This is a genomic window from Clostridioides sp. LIBA-7602 (assembly GCF_056688945.1).
This window is the reverse complement of the sequence record NZ_CP196991.1, coordinates 12,380-32,049: the sequence shown is the minus strand read 5'-3', so window position 1 is coordinate 32,049 and position 19,670 is coordinate 12,380. Positions and strand designations below refer to the sequence as shown.

Here is a 19,670-nt window from a genome sequence, read left to right as displayed (position 1 = left end):
CAGTTTTCAAAGTGCTAACGCACATCGCCAACAAACAAACTTCACATTCGTTCAGTTTATTCTGTTGCTTAAAGTGCTAATTTTGAGTATTCGTAAAAACGAACCCTCAAAATTAAACAGTAGGTAATTCTCCTTAGAAAGGAGGTGATCCAGCCGCACCTTCCGATACGGCTACCTTGTTACGACTTCACCCCAGTTATTGATTCCACCTTCGACGACTTCTTCCAAAAGGTTAGATAATCGGCTTCGGGCGTCTCCAACTCCCGTGGTGTGACGGGCGGTGTGTACAAGACCCGGGAACGCATTCACCGCAGCATTCTGATCTGCGATTACTAGTAACTCCAGCTTCATGTAGGCGAGTTTCAGCCTACAATCCGAACTGAGAGTAGCTTTAAGGGATTAGCTCCACCTTACGGCTTGGCAACCCTCTGTACTACCCATTGTAGCACGTGTGTAGCCCTAAGCATAAGGGGCATGATGATTTGACGTCATCCCCACCTTCCTCCAGGTTATCCCTGGCAGTCTCTCTAGAGTGCCCAACTTAATGATGGCAACTAAAGACAAGGGTTGCGCTCGTTGCGGGACTTAACCCAACATCTCACGACACGAGCTGACGACAACCATGCACCACCTGTCACCAATGTCCCCGAAGGGAAGTCTCCGATTAAGGAGATGTCATTGGGATGTCAAGCTTAGGTAAGGTTCTTCGCGTTGCTTCGAATTAAACCACATGCTCCGCTACTTGTGCGGGTCCCCGTCAATTCCTTTGAGTTTCACTCTTGCGAGCGTACTTCCCAGGCGGAGTACTTAATGCGTTAGCTGCGGCACCGAGGGGGGTAACCCCCGACACCTAGTACTCATCGTTTACAGCGTGGACTACCAGGGTATCTAATCCTGTTTGCTCCCCACGCTTTCGTGCCTCAGCGTCAGTTACAGTCCAGAGAGCCGCCTTCGCAACTGGTGTTCCTCCTAATATCTACGCATTTCACCGCTACACTAGGAATTCCACTCTCCTCTCCTGCACTCAAGTCTCCCAGTTTCAAGAGCTTACTACGGTTGAGCCGTAGCCTTTCACTCCTGACTTGAAAGACCGCCTACGCACCCTTTACGCCCAGTAAATCCGGATAACGCTAGCCCCCTACGTATTACCGCGGCTGCTGGCACGTAGTTAGCCGGGGCTTCCTCCTCAAGTACCGTCATTATCTTCCTTGAGGACAGAGTTTTACGACCCGAAGGCCTTCATCACTCACGCGGCGTTGCTGCATCAGGCTTTCGCCCATTGTGCAATATTCCCCACTGCTGCCTCCCGTAGGAGTTTGGACCGTGTCTCAGTTCCAATGTGGCCGATCACCCTCTCAGGTCGGCTACTGATCGTCGCCTTGGTAAGCCGTTACCTTACCAACTAGCTAATCAGACGCGGGTCCATCCTGTACTGGCTCACCTTTGATATTTAAGAGATGCCTCTCAAATATGTTATCCCGTATTAGCATACCTTTCGGTATGTTATCCGTGTGTACAGGGTAGGTTACCCACGCGTTACTCACCCGTCCGCCGCTCTTTACCGAAGTAAATCGCTCAACTTGCATGTGTTAGGCACGCCGCCAGCGTTCATCCTGAGCCAGGATCAAACTCTCAAATAAAAGTTTATCAGGCTCAGATACTATTGTTATCAAAATATCTGGCTTTATGGTTTGTTTCTTAATATAAATTAACCTACTGTTTAATTTTCAATGTTCGTGTTTATTTCTTTTTCCTTTTTTCAAGGACAAGTAATACTATATCACCTTTATTTATCTAAGTCAATATAATTTTTCATTTTTTTTAATTTTTTATTTATCATATATTTTTTATATTCAAATTTTTAAATTTAATACTGTTTAGAAGTGTTTATTTCATAAAACTAATATATATTCTATGCTCAATTTTCCTTTTTATTCTATAATTAAATTTTTTATTTATAATGGATATTTATAATAGCACATATTTTATAAGATTAATTTACATTTCTTTCACTTGTAATTTTTGTAATCTTGTATTAGATTAATATTAAAAAATAATTTATTAATAATTTGATTTACAATGACAATTTATATATATCAAAATATAATATCATACAAATACTATGCTACATTTTAGGAGGATTTTATTATGAGCAAAAAAGTATTAATAATGTCTGCTTCCACTGGTGGTGGACATAATAGAGCTGCTCTAGCTATTAAAGAAGAACTTACTTCCAAAACACTTGATGGAGAGCCAATTGAATGTGAAATAATAGATAGTTTAAAATTAGTTAATAACACAATGGATAAGATAATTTCAAGAGGATATGAAAAGTCTGCTATATATACCCCCAAAGCATATGGAAGTGTATATAGATTATCTGAAACGAATCTTTTATCAAAAAATGAATTTAAAGACAATTTAATAATAACATTTATGGCAAAAAAATTTAAAAAACTTATTAGAAGCACAAAGCCAGATTTGATTATAGGAACGCATCCTTTTCCAATGATTGCACTTAGTACATTGAAAAAAAACTTTAACTTACATAATAATGAATCCAATACTTATACAGAGTATTTTTATAAACATCATACAAATACTATCAATGTACCTCCACTTATTTCTGTATTAACTGATTATACTACGCATTCTACATGGATACAAAACGAAATTGATTATTATATAGTTGGTCATGAATATGTAAAAGAATTATTGGTATTTGATGGGGTTGAACCTAGTAAAATTAGAACTTTTGGAATTCCTGTTGAAAAATCATTTCTTTCTCACAGAGATAAAGAAATTGTTCTTTCTGAGTTGAATTTATCTCCTGATAAATTGACTGTTTTACTTATGGGTGGTAGTTTTGGAGCTGGAAATATAAAAGAAACATTAGATGAACTATTAGATACTGATAGAGATTTTCAGATACTTGTAATAACTGGTAGAAATGAAAGTTTAAAAGAAAAAATCGAAAAAAAACTTATGTCTCGTTCTCATAATAAAAATGTATGTGTTCTTGGATATACTAATAAAATGAATGATATTTTAGCTTCTATAGATGTCTTGGTAAGTAAACCTGGTGGTCTTACTACAACTGAAGCACTCTTAAAAGATGTGCCTATGATAGTTCCATATTATATACCTGGTCAAGAAGAAGAGAATCTAGATTTTTTATCTAATTGTGGTGCAGCACTTAGAACTACAAAAAAGTATAATTTATCAATATTATTAAAAGTTTTAATAGATGACCCAAGTAGGTTAGAAATGTTAAAAAGAAATATTAAATCAATAAGAAAATCAAATTCAGCCCAAAATATAGCTAATTTGATTTTAAGTATAATTTCTAATTAATAAAATAAATAAAATCCCTATAGTATATATTATCTATTAGGGATTTTTTATTTTCTAATTATTTAATATTAAATTGGTTCATAAAAGTCTTCTTCATAATCATACTGATAGTTTTTATAATTATTTCTGAATTCAGTATTTTTGTTTCGTACACTTTTCTTGGTTTTTTTCTTATTAGAAAAGTTTATATCATCAAAATCATCATATTTAGGTTTATCTTTTGATTTCATTTTTTTAACTCTTTTTTCTTTCATTGCATTATGTTCTTCTAAGTTCATAATTGGTTTCATGTTGCACCCCTATCAAAATTTTTAAATGATTTATACAACAAATTATACAATACAGAAGAAATTTATTCAACAAATCTAAATCAAAATTAATTTGAAATTAACACCAAAAAATTACAAAAATCGAGGTATTAACCTCGATTTTTATATCTCTCTTCTACCTTCTAATGCTTTTGATATTGTAACTTCATCTGCATACTCTAAATCTCCTCCAACAGGAAGACCATGAGCTATCCTAGTAACTTTAATTCCCATTGGCTTTACTAATCTAGCAATATACATAGCTGTGGCTTCTCCTTCAATAGTAGGATTTGTTGCCATTATTATTTCTTTAACTTCTTGATTTCCAAGCCTTTGTATAAGTTCCTTTATTTTTAGCATATCTGGCCCAATTCCATCCATTGGAGAAATTACTCCATTTAATACATGATAATGACCCTTAAACTCTCTCGTTCTCTCCATAGCTGCTACATCTCTTGGATCTTCTACAACACATATGACACTAGAGTCCCTATTTTTATTTGAACACATACTACATGGATCTGTATCTGTTATATTACAACAAATTGAACAATATCTTATTTCTCTTTTTGCATCTATAATCGCTTTAGATAAAGCTTCTACATCATTAGTATTCATACTAATAATATGAAATGCCAATCTTTGAGCAGTCTTTCTCCCCACTCCGGGAAGCTTTGAAAATTCTTCTATAAGTCTCGTTATTGGACCTGTATAAACTTGCATAAATATCACCTACTAGAATAACCCTGGTATATTCATACCTCCAGTTACCTTATTCATTTGATTTGCTTGTATATCATCAATATTTCTCAATGCTTGATTTATTGCACTTAAAACTAAATCTTGTAGCATTTCTATGTCATCTGGGTCAACTACTTCTGGTTTAATAGTTATATCCAAAACTTCTTTCTTACCATTAACTTTTACAGTAACTGCTCCTCCGCCAACTGAAGCTTCTACTTCTTTATTTTCTAACTCTTGTTGAGCTTTTTGCATATTTTCTTGCATCTTTTGAGCCTGTTTTAATAAATTGTTCATATTTCCACCACCAGGCATCATTCCGCCTCCAAAACCTTTTTTAGCCATAAATACTATTCCTCCTAAACTTATTTTCATTTTATTATTATATCATAATAATATTTTATTATTTACTTTCATTTTCATCAATACTATCTTTTATTTCTAGTATCTCTTCATTTACTATGTTCTTTAAAATCTCTTCACCAATGTCTTTTTTCTCTTTAACTTCAAGATTTATATCTTTAACTTCTGATGTCAACACTATTTTCACATTAAAACTTCTATTTAAAACATCTCTTATTATTTTTTCTAGATAATTTATTGTATCTTGGGAGCTTAGTCTAGTTTTTGCAAAATCAAATTTATCATCAAATATAACGTATAACATATTAGAATATACATTAAAACTTTTTACCTCACTTAAAAGTGCATATATTGGCATTTTTTTATCTTTTTTAATTTGTTTAAGTATATTCTTCCAAGATGACTCTATAAGTATAACATCCTCATTTTTTACCTCTTCATAAACTACATTTTCTTTTTTTACATTTATGTCTCTATCTACATCATATTCTTTTTCTTTACTATTATCCTGTTTTGAAACTTTAAAGCTACCCAATTCAATCATTTTTTCTAAGTTTTCAACTCTTTTAATAAGAGCTTCTTTACTTTCATCAAACATTGGTTGAGCAATCTTCATCATAGTTATTTCCACCAAGACCCTTGGATTTGAAGATGACTTTATATCATCTTGTGTTGCTGATAACACATTTAAAATTCTTATTAAATCATTTATATCTATATCTTCAGATTGAAATTTAAGTTGTTCTATAGTTTCTTCTGGTAATGAAATTATTTCATCTAATTCTGATGATACTTTACATACCATTAAATTTCTAAAATGATCAATCAAATCATTTATAAGGTTTCTTATATCTTTTCCCCATAAAACAAATTCATTTAATATCTCAAGAGATTTTTTAGTATTTTGTTCTACAATACATTGAGACAATTCAAATAATTGTTCTATATTGACGCTTCCCATCAATTCAACAACATCTTTATAATCTATTTTATTCTCTCCAAATGACATACATTGGTCTAATATACTAAGAGCATCTCTAAGTGCTCCTTGAGAATTCCTAGATATTAAGTTAAGAGCTTTATCATCTATATCAATTCCTTCATCTTCACAAATCCTTTTCATTCTAAGAGTCATGTCCTTAACTGTAACTCTTTTGAAATCGTATCTTTGGCATCTCGATAAAATAGTTGCAGGTATCTTGTGAGGTTCAGTAGTAGCCAATATAAAGATTACATATGAGGGAGGCTCCTCTAATGTTTTTAATAGTGCATTAAAAGCTCCTTGAGACAACATATGAACCTCATCTATTATATATACTTTATATTTAGCATTAGCTGGAGAATATTTCACACTTTCTCTAAGTTCTCTTATATCATCTACACTGTTATTTGATGCTGCATCTATTTCTACAACATCCATTGTATTGTCCTTTAATATAGATTCACATATCTCACACTCATTACAAGGTTCTTCATTTATTTTATTTAAACAGTTAACTGCTCTAGAAAAAATCTTTGCAGTAGATGTCTTACCAGTACCTCTTGTACCGCAAAACAAATAAGCATGTCCTATATTATCATTGTATATTTGATTTTTTAAAGTCTTAATAATATGATCTTGACCAATAACGTCCTCAAACTTTTGTGGTCTATATGCTCTATATAATGCTTTATGCATCTTTTTACCTCTCTTTAGTAAAATTAATAAAAAAATCCCTCATTATCTAAGGGATTAGTCTTTTATATATTAAATGCTGTACACCATCTATCGACTTAATTCCATAGGCGTTACCAAAACAGTTAGCTCAACTTAGGCACCCCCGCGGCACACAAAAGTGATCACTTACCGCTGCTTCCTTCCGGATCTGACGGGGTTCATGAGCTTTCATTGCGCAGGACCTAAGCATCAACACCACTTATTTAGGGCGGCCCTACAGAAAATAAGCCTTTAGATGGAATTCAATCCTGCTATAGCGGATTGCAGGTTACAGGGCACCGCTACCTCCCCATCTAGTACAGCAAAATTACAACCATATTTAATTACTTTTATTGTTTCTGGCGGAGAGAGTGGGATTTGAACCCACGATACAGTTTTACCCATATACTCGCTTTCCAGGCGAGCGCCTTCGACCACTCGACCATCTCTCCTTAATCTCTTTTTCTTAATGCCTTAAAAAATTCTTGCAATATGATCGAGCATTCTTCTTGCAAAACATCAAAAGCCACTTTTACATTATTATTATTAAAATAATCTAATTTAAACTCATGCTGTTTTTCTATATATGAATTTTTTACATGTCTTGTCCCTATTATAAGCTTTTTTATTCTAGAATTAACTATTGCACCACTACACATTATGCAAGGTTCCATTGTAACATATAAATCACAATCAGTCAACCTCCAGCCACCTATTTTTTCTGATGCTTGTTTTATCGCCAACATTTCTGCATGAGCTGTAGAATCTTTTAATGTTTCTGTAAGGTTATGGGCTCTAGCTATTATTTCATTATCTTTAACTATAATAGCACCTATTGGTGTTTCTCTTTTATTATATGCTTTATATGCTTCCTTTAATGCTTCTTTCATATAAAATGAACTTTCCATAATTCCTCCCAAAACTTATAACAAACTTATCTTATCATAATTCATTTTATAATTCAACTTAATTTTATTTTGTTTATTTAATTATTAATAGATATAGCTATATTTTATTTAAATTAGTTCTAAAATAATCTTTATTCATTTACATAAGTGTTGATTTATAAAGATATTTAGTATTTTATGATAAACATTCTGTTATATAAATTGACATAAAAAAGCTATGAAATTTAATAATTATATTAATAATTTCATAGCCTTTTTAATTTATTGTTCATTCATAGTATATCTTTTATATTAAAATATCTTTCTACATATGATATTAAATAGAATTATCTTATAACATCAACACCCATATAAGGTCTTAATTCTTCTGGAACTACTACAGAACCATCTGCTTGCTGATAATTTTCTAATATAGCAGCTAAACATCTTCCTATAGCTAATCCAGAACCATTTAAAGTATGAACATATTCTGCTTTTGATTTTTTATCTCTTTTAAATCTTATTCCAGCTCTTCTAGCTTGGAAGTCTTCAAAGTTTGAACAAGAAGATATTTCTACATATCTATTGTAACTTGGCATCCAAACTTCTAAATCATATTTAAATGCAGCTGTGAATCCTAAATCTCCTGTACATATTTTTACAACTCTATATGGAAGACCTAACATTTGTAGCATAGTTTCAGCATCATGAGTTAATGATTCTAATTCATCATAAGAATCTTCTGGTTTAACAAATTTAACTAACTCAACTTTATTAAATTGATGTTGTCTAACTAAACCTCTTGTATCTCTTCCTGCTGAACCTGCTTCAGATCTAAAACAAGGAGTATATGCACAATATTTAATTGGAAGTTCTGCGACATCTAATATTTCATTAGCATGTATATTAGTAACAGGTACTTCAGCTGTTGGTATTAAGAAATACTCTAGTCCTTCTATCTTAAACATATCTTCTTCAAATTTAGGAAGTTGACCTGTACCTATAAAACTATTTCTATTAGCCATAAATGGAGGTAAAACTTCTGTATATCCATGTTTAGCTGTATGAGTATTTAAAAAGAAATTCATTAAAGATCTTTCTAGTCTAGCACCTAGACCTCTATATAGAGTAAACCTTGAACCAGTTATTTTTCCAGCTCTTTCAAAATCTAATATACCTAGACCAGTACCAATATCCCAATGTGCTTTATGCTCGAAATCAAATTTAATAGGTTCTCCCCAAGTTCTTACTTGAACATTATCTTCATCTGTTTCGCCTTGTGGTACCTCAGGATGAGGAACATTTGGTATTCTCATCAATGTGTATTCCATTTTTGCTTCTACTTCTTTTACTTTTTCATCAATACCTTTTATCTTGTCTGATAACTCTTTTAATCTTGCTTTTTCTTCTGTTACATCTTTTCCTTCTTTTATTAATTGTGGTATATTTTTAGAATTTACATTTAATTCATTTTTCATAACTTCAACTTCTTGAAGTATTTCTCTTCTTTTATTATCTAATTCCACTACAGCATCAAGGTCAAATTCTTTTTCACCTCTTCTATCCATAGCTTTCTTGATATCATCTAAATTTTCTCTTATTCTTTTAATATCTAACATATTAATTCCTCCTAATAATTTTGATAATCTAAATTATAATTCCAATTAATTTACAAGTATTATAGCTATAAACCTTTAGTTTAAACAAATTTGAGAAATAAAAAAAGACCTCCGTTTACCCTATAAAAGGGACGAAAATCTTTTATCCGCGTTGCCACCCTAATTGATTATACTAAAGTGTATAATCCTCTCAGACCTATAACGTAGGTAAACGTCTAGCTTTAACTAGAAGCTCTAGAGTAGATTCAAAAACCATTGTAATGAGTTCTCACCATCCACTCATTCTCTGAATACAATCTGTTTTTTACTATTTTCCTTCACCGCTTTTTAACTAATTGTTTTATTTGATAATCATTATATTATATATATTAACATCTTTCAATACTATTATTCAAATTTTTTTAGAATTTTCTTTAATTTTTTATATTAAATTCATTTTTTTTATTTAATTAAAATTCTATCTTTTATCCATTGTATTTAAATTGCTCATATTATTAAATAACAATGAAGAAGGAACAAATGGAACTTTTATATTATTTTCATCAAATTTATTTTTGACTTTTTCCATTATATCAAAGTATACATCCCAGTAATCATCAGTTTTAACCCATGGTCTAGCAACTATTTGCATGGTATTATTTCCTATAGAGTTTAAACCTATTATAGGTTTTGGGTCATCTAATATTCTTTTTTCATTTGTAAAAATTTCATTCAATATAGACTTAACTACATCTATATCACTATCATAGGAAATATTATAAGAAAAATCTATTCTTCTTTTATTTTGATGTGTGTAATTAATTATATTATTACTTGTCAATTGAAAATTTGGTATAATTATGGTTTTATTATCTGGAGTTTTTAGAACAGTACTAAATATCTGTATATCAGAAACTGTACCTTCTACACCTGAACCTTGAATATAATCACCTATGTTAAATGGCTTAAAAAATAAAATAATCATACCTGAGCCTAGGTTTGATAATATTTCTTTAAATGCTAAACCTATACTAAATCCAGCAGCTCCTAATACAGCTACAACTGAAGTAGTTTGTATCCCTATAATTCCCAAACTTATCAATGATATAATAGATAGCATAGATATATATATTCCATATACAATGAAATTATTTACACCTTTACTCATTCCATATTTGATTAGAAACTTTGAAACCATCTTTCTTACTATCTTAGATATATAGATACCTATTACAAATACAATTATTGCATATATAATATTTGGTATATTATCACTAAAGTTATTAAGCATATTTTCTAAAGTTCTCTTAGTTATATTACTATTTGTTGAAGCAGTCTTAGCCAATGATAAAAAATTCATTTAACTCCTCCTTATGATAATATTCCTCTGTACTCTAATTCTTTTGTTATAGCTTCTATAGTCTCTTCTTTTAGCGCCTCAACTGTATGAATATGACTACATTCTGTCAGAACTGATAACTGCTTAAATTCATTTGTCTCAACCTTCTTCATAAAATTATCTATATCCATCTTAGAATAAATGTTAAGTTCTGCAGTTATCTGACCATATGTTGGATGATTTACAATGACATCTTTTACAATCCCACCTAAATCTACAATAATCTTTAATTCATCGTAAATTTCTTTAGAGTTCTTGTGATTCTTACATTTTATTTGTTTTGTAAAATATGGTTGATTATATATTATATATCCTTGAGGTGTAGCTATTATTTCAAATCCTCTAGCTCTTATAAGGGCTATATCTTGTACTATTACTTGTCTACTTACATTTAATATCTCAGCTAGCATTCCACCTTTTACAGGGCACTTAGATTCTTTTAAAATATCTATTAATTTGCTTCTTCTTTCATCAGAATTCATATTACACCTTCTTTCTAAATCAAAAACTTTACCTATACTATATAATTCTATATTTTATCTTATTATAAATCAATATTGACTTTATATTCTATTTAATCTTAAATTTTATTGCAAATAAAAAAGATTACGTGGCTACGTCCTACTCTCCCAGGCAGTTTCCCACCAAGTACCATCAGCGCTAGAGAGCTTAACTTCTGTGTTCGGAATGGGAACAGGTGTATCCTCTCTGCTATTGTAACCACATAATCTCTATGCTTAATATATCTATTAAGTTATTAGAATCTAGTAATACTAGTTTCTTTAGAGTTAGCACTCTAAAAACTACACATATATTTTACTGAATGAACATCAAATAATTTGGTCAAGTCCTCGACCTATTAGTATCGATAAGCTAAATACATTGCTGCACTTACACCTTCGACCTATCAACCAGATAGTCTTTCTGGGGTCTTACCCTTGCGGTGGGAAATCTTATCTTGAAGTTGGCTTCGCGCTTAGATGCTTTCAGCGCTTATCCATTCCGTACATAGCTACCCAGCCATGCCCTTGGCAGAACAACTGGTACACCAGAGGTACGTCCATCCCGGTCCTCTCGTACTAAGGACAGGTCTTCTCAAATTTCCTACGCCTGCGACGGATAGGGACCGAACTGTCTCACGACGTTCTGAACCCAGCTCGCGTACCACTTTAATGGGCGAACAGCCCAACCCTTGGGACCTACTACAGCCCCAGGATGTGATGAGCCGACATCGAGGTGCCAAACCTCCCCGTCGATGTGGACTCTTGGGGGAGATAAGCCTGTTATCCCCAGGGTAGCTTTTATCCGTTGAGCGATGGCCCTTCCACGCAGAACCACCGGATCACTAAGTCCGATTTTCATCCTTGCTCGACCTGTATGTCTTGCAATCAAGCTCTCTTTTGCCTTTACACTCTACGTACGATTTCCGACCGTACTGAGAGAACCTTTGAGCGCCTCCGTTACCTTTTGGGAGGCGACCGCCCCAGTCAAACTGCCCACCTGACAGTGTCCCAAGACCAGATTCATGGCCTATGGTTAGAGTCCCAGTACTACAAGGGTGGTATCCCAAGGATGGCTCCGCCAAAACTGGCGTCCTGGTTTCAAAGCCTCCCACCTATCCTGTACATGTAGTACCAAGACCCAATGTCAAGCTACAGTAAAGCTCCATGGGGTCTTTCCGTCCTGTCGCAGGTATCCGGCATCTTCACCGGAATTACAATTTCACCGAGTCTGTTGTTGAGACAGTGCCCAAATCGTTACGCCTTTCGTGCGGGTCGGAACTTACCCGACAAGGAATTTCGCTACCTTAGGACCGTTATAGTTACGGCCGCCGTTTACTGGGGCTTAAGTTCACTGCTTCGATTGCTCTAACAGATCCCCTTAACCTTCCAGCACCGGGCAGGCGTCAGCTCCTATACATCGTCTTGCGACTTAGCAGAAACCTATGTTTTTGGTAAACAGTCGCTTGGGCCTATTCTCTGCGGCCACCGGATGGTGGCACCCCTTATCCCTAAGTTACGGGGTCATTTTGCCGAGTTCCTTAACAACAGTTCTCTCGCGGGCCTTAGGATACTCTCCTCACCCACCTGTGTCGGTTTGCGGTACGGGTACCTTTAACCTCGATAGAGACTTTTCTTGACAGTGTGAAATCAGCTACTTCGCTACTAAATTTCGCTCCCCATCACATCCCAGCATTATCAAAGCGGATTTACCTACTCTGACTGCCTCAATGCTTGGGCACACATAACCAACAGTGTGCTTAGCTTATCCTACTGTGTCATCCCATCTCTCAAACGGTTATCGGTAGTACAGGAATATCAACCTGTTGTCCATCACCTACGCCTTTCGGCCTCAGCTTAGGTCCCGACTAACCCAGGGCGGACGAACCTTCCCCTGGAAACCTTGGGTTTACGGCCTGTGGGATTCTCACCCACATCTCGCTACTCATGCCAACATTCTCACTCCCATACTGTCCACATGTCCTTACGGTCATGCTTCAACCCGTATGGGAAGCTCCCCTACCCATCATAATGATGCCGTAGCTTCGGTAGTAAGTTTTAGCCCCGGAAATCTTCGGCGCAGGATCACTCGACCAGTGAGCTATTACGCACTCTTTGAATGAGTGGCTGCTTCTAAGCCAACATCCTGGTTGTCTGTGCAATCCCACATCCTTTACCACTTAACTTACATTTAGGGACCTTAGCTGACGATCTGGGCTGTTGCCCTTTCGACTATGAATCTTATCACCCACAGTCTGACTCCCAAGTATAAGATGACGGCATTCGGAGTTTGATAGTCTTCGGTAGGTGCAATACCCCCTAGGACATTCAGTGCTCTACCTCCGTATCTCTCACCTTGAGGCTAGCCCTAAAGCTATTTCGGGGAGAACCAGCTATCTCCGGGCTCGATTGGAATTTCACCGCTACCCACAAGTCATCCCCGAGCTTTTCAACGCTCGTGGGTTCGGACCTCCACGAAATTTTACTTTCGCTTCATCCTGCTCATGGGTAGGTCGCCCGGTTTCGGGTCTACGTCAAGTAACTGAACGCTCAGTTAAAACTCGCTTTCGCTACGGCTCCACACCTTAAGTGCTTAACCTTGCTACTTAACGTAACTCGTTGGCCCGTTCTACAAAAAGTACGCGGTCACACAAGAAATGTGCTTCCACAGCTTGTAAGTGCAGGGTTTCAGGTTCTATTTCACTCCCCTCCCGGGGTTCTTTTCACCTTTCCCTCACGGTACTATACGCTATCGGTCACTAGGTAGTATTTAGCCTTGGAGGGTGGTCCCTCCTGCTTCCCACAGGGTTTCACGTGTCCCGTGGTACTCTGGATCATATCTGAAGTCTTCTCGTTTAACATACAGGACTATTACCTTCTGTGGTGGGTCTTTCCAAACCTCTTCAATTACGATACCTCTTCGTTATGATATGTCCGCAACCCCAATAAAGAAAACTTTATTGGTTTGGGCTATTCCGCGTTCGCTCGCCGCTACTTACGGAATCGAATTTCTTTCTCTTCCTTCAGGTACTTAGATGTTTCAGTTCCCTGAGTTCCCCTCATTAAGCTATGTATTCACTTAATGATACTTAGACATTACTCTAAGTGAGTTTCCTCATTCGGAAATCTTCGGATCAAAGTTTACGTGCAACTCCCCGAAGCTTATCGCAGCTTATCACGTCCTTCATCGGCTCCTAGTGCCAAGGCATCCGCCCTGCACCCTTAATAACTTGACCAGTTAAAAAGGTTTGATAGATTAAAGTCTATCAACTTGATAATTTTTAAAAGTTATCAGCTTTATATATTACAAATTAGATGTCATATCACTAAATATATATGCAGTTTTCAAAGTGCTAACGCACAGCGCCAACGGATAAGTCCCGTTGCTTAAAGTGCTAACGCACGTCGCCAACAAACAAACTTCACATTCGTTCAGTTTATTCTATTGCTTAAAGTGCAATGTAAGAGTCTACTAGATAAATCAAAGATTCAAGTAATATGCTCTTAAATGGTGGAGATGAGGAGAGTCGAACTCCTGACCCCTTGCTTGCAAGGCAAGTGCTCTCCCAACTGAGCTACACCCCCAAATATGAAGTTCATAAAGAACTTTCAAAATTAAACAGTAGGCAATTCTCCTTAGAAAGGAGGTGATCCAGCCGCACCTTCCGATACGGCTACCTTGTTACGACTTCACCCCAGTTATTGATTCCACCTTCGACGACTTCTTCCAAAAGGTTAGATAATCGGCTTCGGGCGTCTCCAACTCCCGTGGTGTGACGGGCGGTGTGTACAAGACCCGGGAACGCATTCACCGCAGCATTCTGATCTGCGATTACTAGTAACTCCAGCTTCATGTAGGCGAGTTTCAGCCTACAATCCGAACTGAGAGTAGCTTTAAGGGATTAGCTCCACCTTACGGTTTGGCAACCCTCTGTACTACCCATTGTAGCACGTGTGTAGCCCTAAGCATAAGGGGCATGATGATTTGACGTCATCCCCACCTTCCTCCAGGTTATCCCTGGCAGTCTCTCTAGAGTGCCCAACTTAATGATGGCAACTAAAGACAAGGGTTGCGCTCGTTGCGGGACTTAACCCAACATCTCACGACACGAGCTGACGACAACCATGCACCACCTGTCACCAATGTCCCCGAAGGGAAGTCTCCGATTAAGGAGATGTCATTGGGATGTCAAGCTTAGGTAAGGTTCTTCGCGTTGCTTCGAATTAAACCACATGCTCCGCTACTTGTGCGGGTCCCCGTCAATTCCTTTGAGTTTCACTCTTGCGAGCGTACTTCCCAGGCGGAGTACTTAATGCGTTAGCTGCGGCACCGAGGGGGGTAACCCCCGACACCTAGTACTCATCGTTTACAGCGTGGACTACCAGGGTATCTAATCCTGTTTGCTCCCCACGCTTTCGTGCCTCAGCGTCAGTTACAGTCCAGAGAGCCGCCTTCGCAACTGGTGTTCCTCCTAATATCTACGCATTTCACCGCTACACTAGGAATTCCACTCTCCTCTCCTGCACTCAAGTCTCCCAGTTTCAAGAGCTTACTACGGTTGAGCCGTAGCCTTTCACTCCTGACTTGAAAGACCGCCTACGCACCCTTTACGCCCAGTAAATCCGGATAACGCTAGCCCCCTACGTATTACCGCGGCTGCTGGCACGTAGTTAGCCGGGGCTTCCTCCTCAAGTACCGTCATTATCTTCCTTGAGGACAGAGTTTTACGACCCGAAGACCTTCATCACTCACGCGGCGTTGCTGCATCAGGCTTTCGCCCATTGTGCAATATTCCCCACTGCTGCCTCCCGTAGGAGTTTGGACCGTGTCTCAGTTCCAATGTGGCCGATCACCCTCTCAGGTCGGCTACTGATCGTCGCCTTGGTAAGCCGTTACCTTACCAACTAGCTAATCAGACGCGGGTCCATCCTGTACTGGCTCACCTTTGATATTTAAGAGATGCCTCTCAAATATATTATCCCGTATTAGCATACCTTTCGGTATGTTATCCGTGTGTACAGGGTAGGTTACCCACGCGTTACTCACCCGTCCGCCGCTCTTTACCGAAGTAAATCGCTCAACTTGCATGTGTTAGGCACGCCGCCAGCGTTCATCCTGAGCCAGGATCAAACTCTCAAATAAAAGTTTATCAGGCTCAGATACTATTGTTATCAAAATATCTGGCTTTATGGTTTGTTTCTTGTTTTATAAATTAACCTACTGTTTAATTTTCAAAGTTCTTTAAATTATTGTGGTGGGCCATCAGGGACTCGAACCCCAGACCTACCGGTTATGAGCCGGGCGCTCTAACCAACTGAGCTAATGGCCCACAATAATTTGTGGTGCCGAAGACCGGAATCGAACCGGTACGAGAGGTAAGTCCCGCAGGATTTTAAGTCCTGTGCGTCTGCCAGTTCCGCCACTTCGGCACATCACCTGGCTATGTCCTACTCTCCCAGGCAGTTTCCCACCAAGTACCATCAGCGCTAGAGAGCTTAACTTCTGTGTTCGGAATGGGAACAGGTGTATCCTCTCTGCTATTATAACCAGATTATTGTCTAAATTTTCATTTAACTTTTTTCTAAGACAAGTATTATAATAACATCTTTGTCTTATTATGTCAATACTTTTTTTATTCGATTTTTTAGTTTATAAAACTACTAAAAATCTATAATTTTTGACAAGTTTAAACATATAGAGTTAGCACTCTAAAAACTACACATATATTTTACTGAATGAACATCAAATAATTTGGTCAAGTCCTCGACCTATTAGTATCGATAAGCTAAATACATTGCTGCACTTACACCTTCGACCTATCAACCAGATAGTCTTTCTGGGGTCTTACCCTTGCGGTGGGAAATCTTATCTTGAAGTTGGCTTCGCGCTTAGATGCTTTCAGCGCTTATCCATTCCGTACATAGCTACCCAGCCATGCCCTTGGCAGAACAACTGGTACACCAGAGGTACGTCCATCCCGGTCCTCTCGTACTAAGGACAGGTCTTCTCAAATTTCCTACGCCTGCGACGGATAGGGACCGAACTGTCTCACGACGTTCTGAACCCAGCTCGCGTACCACTTTAATGGGCGAACAGCCCAACCCTTGGGACCTACTACAGCCCCAGGATGTGATGAGCCGACATCGAGGTGCCAAACCTCCCCGTCGATGTGGACTCTTGGGGGAGATAAGCCTGTTATCCCCAGGGTAGCTTTTATCCGTTGAGCGATGGCCCTTCCACGCAGAACCACCGGATCACTAAGTCCGATTTTCATCCTTGCTCGACCTGTATGTCTTGCAATCAAGCTCTCTTTTGCCTTTACACTCTACGTACGATTTCCGACCGTACTGAGAGAACCTTTGAGCGCCTCCGTTACCTTTTGGGAGGCGACCGCCCCAGTCAAACTGCCCACCTGACAGTGTCCCAAGACCAGATTCATGGCCTATGGTTAGAGTCCCAGTACTACAAGGGTGGTATCCCAAGGATGGCTCCGCCAAAACTGGCGTCCTGGTTTCAAAGCCTCCCACCTATCCTGTACATGTAGTACCAAGACCCAATGTCAAGCTACAGTAAAGCTCCATGGGGTCTTTCCGTCCTGTCGCAGGTATCCGGCATCTTCACCGGAATTACAATTTCACCGAGTCTGTTGTTGAGACAGTGCCCAAATCGTTACGCCTTTCGTGCGGGTCGGAACTTACCCGACAAGGAATTTCGCTACCTTAGGACCGTTATAGTTACGGCCGCCGTTTACTGGGGCTTAAGTTCACTGCTTCGATTGCTCTAACAGATCCCCTTAACCTTCCAGCACCGGGCAGGCGTCAGCTCCTATACATCGTCTTGCGACTTAGCAGAAACCTATGTTTTTGGTAAACAGTCGCTTGGGCCTATTCTCTGCGGCCACCGGATGGTGGCACCCCTTATCCCTAAGTTACGGGGTCATTTTGCCGAGTTCCTTAACAACAGTTCTCTCGCGGGCCTTAGGATACTCTCCTCACCCACCTGTGTCGGTTTGCGGTACGGGTACCTTTAACCTCGATAGAGACTTTTCTTGACAGTGTGAAATCAGCTACTTCGCTACTAAATTTCGCTCCCCATCACATCCCAGCATTATCAAAGCGGATTTACCTACTCTGACTGCCTCAATGCTTGGGCACACATAACCAACAGTGTGCTTAGCTTATCCTACTGTGTCATCCCATCTCTCAAACGGTTATCGGTAGTACAGGAATATCAACCTGTTGTCCATCACCTACGCCTTTCGGCCTCAGCTTAGGTCCCGACTAACCCAGGGCGGACGAACCTTCCCCTGGAAACCTTGGGTTTACGGCCTGTGGGATTCTCACCCACATCTCGCTACTCATGCCAACATTCTCACTCCCATACTGTCCACATGTCCTTACGGTCATGCTTCAACCCGTATGGGAAGCTCCCCTACCCATCATAATGATGCCGTAGCTTCGGTAGTAAGTTTTAGCCCCGGAAATCTTCGGCGCAGGATCACTCGACCAGTGAGCTATTACGCACTCTTTGAATGAGTGGCTGCTTCTAAGCCAACATCCTGGTTGTCTGTGCAATCCCACATCCTTTACCACTTAACTTACATTTAGGGACCTTAGCTGACGATCTGGGCTGTTGCCCTTTCGACTATGAATCTTATCACCCACAGTCTGACTCCCAAGTATAAGATGACGGCATTCGGAGTTTGATAGTCTTCGGTAGGTGCAATACCCCCTAGGACATTCAGTGCTCTACCTCCGTATCTCTCACCTTGAGGCTAGCCCTAAAGCTATTTCGGGGAGAACCAGCTATCTCCGGGCTCGATTGGAATTTCACCGCTACCCACAAGTCATCCCCGAGCTTTTCAACGCTCGTGGGTTCGGACCTCCACGAAATTTTACTTTCGCTTCATCCTGCTCATGGGTAGGTCGCCCGGTTTCGGGTCTACGTCAAGTAACTGAACGCTCAGTTAAAACTCGCTTTCGCTACGGCTCCACACCTTAAGTGCTTAACCTTGCTACTTAACGTAACTCGTTGGCCCGTTCTACAAAAAGTACGCGGTCACACAAGAAATGTGCTTCCACAGCTTGTAAGTGCAGGGTTTCAGGTTCTATTTCACTCCCCTCCCGGGGTTCTTTTCACCTTTCCCTCACGGTACTATACGCTATCGGTCACTAGGTAGTATTTAGCCTTGGAGGGTGGTCCCTCCTGCTTCCCACAGGGTTTCACGTGTCCCGTGGTACTCTGGATCATATCTGAAGTCTTCTCGTTTAACATACAGGACTATTACCTTCTGTGGTGGGTCTTTCCAAACCTCTTCAATTACGATACCTCTTCGTTATGATATGTCCGCAACCCCAATAAAGAAAACTTTATTGGTTTGGGCTATTCCGCGTTCGCTCGCCGCTACTTACGGAATCGAATTTCTTTCTCTTCCTTCAGGTACTTAGATGTTTCAGTTCCCTGAGTTCCCCTCATTAAGCTATGTATTCACTTAATGATACTTAGACATTACTCTAAGTGAGTTTCCTCATTCGGAAATCTTCGGATCAAAGTTTACGTGCAACTCCCCGAAGCTTATCGCAGCTTATCACGTCCTTCATCGGCTCCTAGTGCCAAGGCATCCGCCCTGCACCCTTAATAACTTGACCAGTTAAAAAGGTTTGATAGATTAAAGTCTATCAACTTGATAATTTTTAAAAGTTATCAGCTTTATATATTACAAATTAGATGTCATATCACTAAATATATATGCAGTTTTCAAAGTGCTAACGCACATCGCCAACAAACAAACTTCACATTCGTTCAGTTTATTCTGTTGCTTAA

General features: G+C 38.5%; 9 protein-coding genes, 4 tRNA genes, 6 rRNA genes, 1 other RNA gene and 1 other annotated feature. Of the genes, 1 reads left to right on the top strand and 19 read right to left on the bottom strand.

Annotation, left to right across the window (positions count from 1 at the left end; translation table 11 throughout):
• Positions 1-137 precede the first annotated feature (137 nt).
• Positions 138-1,640, bottom strand: a 16S ribosomal RNA gene (locus tag ACTG45_RS00160).
• A gap of 508 nt (positions 1,641-2,148) precedes the next feature.
• On the opposite strand from ACTG45_RS00160, the gene ugtA reads away from it, so the two are divergent.
• Entirely contained in the window at positions 2,149-3,354 is a 1,206-nt protein-coding gene (ugtA, locus tag ACTG45_RS00155; protein ID WP_021382451.1) for a glycolipid MHDRG biosynthesis glycosyltransferase UgtA, read from the top strand.
• 68 nt (positions 3,355-3,422) lie between these two features.
• On the opposite strand, the gene ACTG45_RS00150 is transcribed toward ugtA, so the two are convergent.
• The 18 genes from ACTG45_RS00150 to ACTG45_RS00065 form a co-directional block, all read right to left on the bottom strand.
• Positions 3,423-3,644 (bottom strand): hypothetical protein, encoded by a 222-nt coding sequence (locus ACTG45_RS00150; protein ID WP_021382448.1) that lies wholly within the window; start codon positions 3,642-3,644, stop codon positions 3,423-3,425.
• Positions 3,645-3,785: 141 nt separating this feature from the next.
• On the bottom strand, positions 3,786-4,385 hold the full coding sequence (recR, locus tag ACTG45_RS00145; RefSeq protein WP_479917853.1) for a recombination mediator RecR: 600 nt from the start codon (positions 4,383-4,385) through the stop codon (positions 3,786-3,788).
• Positions 4,386-4,397: 12 nt separating this feature from the next.
• A complete protein-coding gene (locus tag ACTG45_RS00140; protein ID WP_021382454.1) occupies positions 4,398-4,748 on the bottom strand; it encodes a YbaB/EbfC family nucleoid-associated protein in 351 nt (116 codons plus the stop codon).
• A gap of 58 nt (positions 4,749-4,806) precedes the next feature.
• Positions 4,807-6,444, bottom strand: coding sequence for a DNA polymerase III subunit gamma/tau (dnaX, locus tag ACTG45_RS00135; protein ID WP_479917852.1), 1,638 nt, complete (start codon positions 6,442-6,444; stop codon positions 4,807-4,809).
• Between the two features lie 76 nt (positions 6,445-6,520).
• An RNA gene (gene ffs / locus ACTG45_RS00130) (signal recognition particle sRNA large type) lies at positions 6,521-6,785 on the bottom strand.
• Positions 6,786-6,822: 37 nt separating this feature from the next.
• Positions 6,823-6,914 (bottom strand) — tRNA-Ser (locus tag ACTG45_RS00125).
• The gene (locus tag ACTG45_RS00120; RefSeq protein ID WP_479917851.1) at positions 6,915-7,370 is read right to left on the bottom strand and encodes a nucleoside deaminase; all 456 of its coding nucleotides are present in this window, start codon (positions 7,368-7,370) and stop codon (positions 6,915-6,917) included.
• 326 nt (positions 7,371-7,696) lie between these two features.
• A complete protein-coding gene (serS, locus tag ACTG45_RS00115) occupies positions 7,697-8,968 on the bottom strand; it encodes a serine--tRNA ligase (RefSeq protein ID WP_479919633.1) in 1,272 nt (423 codons plus the stop codon).
• A gap of 124 nt (positions 8,969-9,092) precedes the next feature.
• Positions 9,093-9,298: a binding site (T-box leader), on the bottom strand.
• A 127-nt stretch (positions 9,299-9,425) separates the two neighbouring features.
• On the bottom strand, positions 9,426-10,307 hold the full coding sequence (locus tag ACTG45_RS00110; protein ID WP_021382456.1) for a mechanosensitive ion channel family protein: 882 nt from the start codon (positions 10,305-10,307) through the stop codon (positions 9,426-9,428).
• 11 nt (positions 10,308-10,318) lie between these two features.
• Positions 10,319-10,828 carry a transcription repressor NadR gene (locus ACTG45_RS00105; RefSeq protein ID WP_021382455.1) on the bottom strand — a complete coding sequence of 170 codons (510 nt, stop codon included), beginning with the start codon at positions 10,826-10,828 and terminating at the stop codon, positions 10,319-10,321.
• Positions 10,829-10,954: 126 nt separating this feature from the next.
• Positions 10,955-11,071, bottom strand: a 5S ribosomal RNA gene (gene rrf, locus ACTG45_RS00100).
• 114 nt (positions 11,072-11,185) lie between these two features.
• Positions 11,186-14,082 (bottom strand): 23S ribosomal RNA (locus ACTG45_RS00095).
• Positions 14,083-14,355: 273 nt separating this feature from the next.
• A tRNA-Ala gene (locus ACTG45_RS00090) sits at positions 14,356-14,431 on the bottom strand.
• A gap of 55 nt (positions 14,432-14,486) precedes the next feature.
• Positions 14,487-15,989: ribosomal RNA gene (locus ACTG45_RS00085) — 16S ribosomal RNA — on the bottom strand.
• Positions 15,990-16,099: 110 nt separating this feature from the next.
• Positions 16,100-16,176: transfer RNA gene (locus ACTG45_RS00080), tRNA-Ile, on the bottom strand.
• An 11-nt stretch (positions 16,177-16,187) separates the two neighbouring features.
• A tRNA-Leu gene (locus ACTG45_RS00075) sits at positions 16,188-16,276 on the bottom strand.
• A gap of 5 nt (positions 16,277-16,281) precedes the next feature.
• Positions 16,282-16,398: ribosomal RNA gene (gene rrf / locus ACTG45_RS00070) — 5S ribosomal RNA — on the bottom strand.
• 200 nt (positions 16,399-16,598) lie between these two features.
• A 23S ribosomal RNA gene (locus tag ACTG45_RS00065) occupies positions 16,599-19,495 on the bottom strand.
• The 16S, 23S and 5S rRNA genes sit together here with 3 tRNA genes alongside, the layout of an rRNA operon.
• Positions 19,496-19,670 lie beyond the last annotated feature (175 nt).

What these genes read in the sequence shown, in the direction of transcription:
- ugtA (WP_021382451.1), top strand. Translation starts at nt 2,149, where the DNA reads ATGAGCAAAAAAGTATTAATAATGTCTGCTTCCACTGGTGGTGGACAT.
- ACTG45_RS00150 (WP_021382448.1), bottom strand. Translation starts at nt 3,644, where the DNA reads ATGAAACCAATTATGAACTTAGAAGAACATAATGCAATGAAAGAAAAA.
- recR (WP_479917853.1), bottom strand. Translation starts at nt 4,385, where the DNA reads ATGCAAGTTTATACAGGTCCAATAACGAGACTTATAGAAGAATTTTCA.
- ACTG45_RS00140 (WP_021382454.1), bottom strand. Translation starts at nt 4,748, where the DNA reads ATGGCTAAAAAAGGTTTTGGAGGCGGAATGATGCCTGGTGGTGGAAAT.
- dnaX (WP_479917852.1), bottom strand. Translation starts at nt 6,444, where the DNA reads ATGCATAAAGCATTATATAGAGCATATAGACCACAAAAGTTTGAGGAC.
- ACTG45_RS00120 (WP_479917851.1), bottom strand. Translation starts at nt 7,370, where the DNA reads ATGGAAAGTTCATTTTATATGAAAGAAGCATTAAAGGAAGCATATAAA.
- serS (WP_479919633.1), bottom strand. Translation starts at nt 8,968, where the DNA reads ATGTTAGATATTAAAAGAATAAGAGAAAATTTAGATGATATCAAGAAA.
- ACTG45_RS00110 (WP_021382456.1), bottom strand. Translation starts at nt 10,307, where the DNA reads ATGAATTTTTTATCATTGGCTAAGACTGCTTCAACAAATAGTAATATA.
- ACTG45_RS00105 (WP_021382455.1), bottom strand. Translation starts at nt 10,828, where the DNA reads ATGAATTCTGATGAAAGAAGAAGCAAATTAATAGATATTTTAAAAGAA.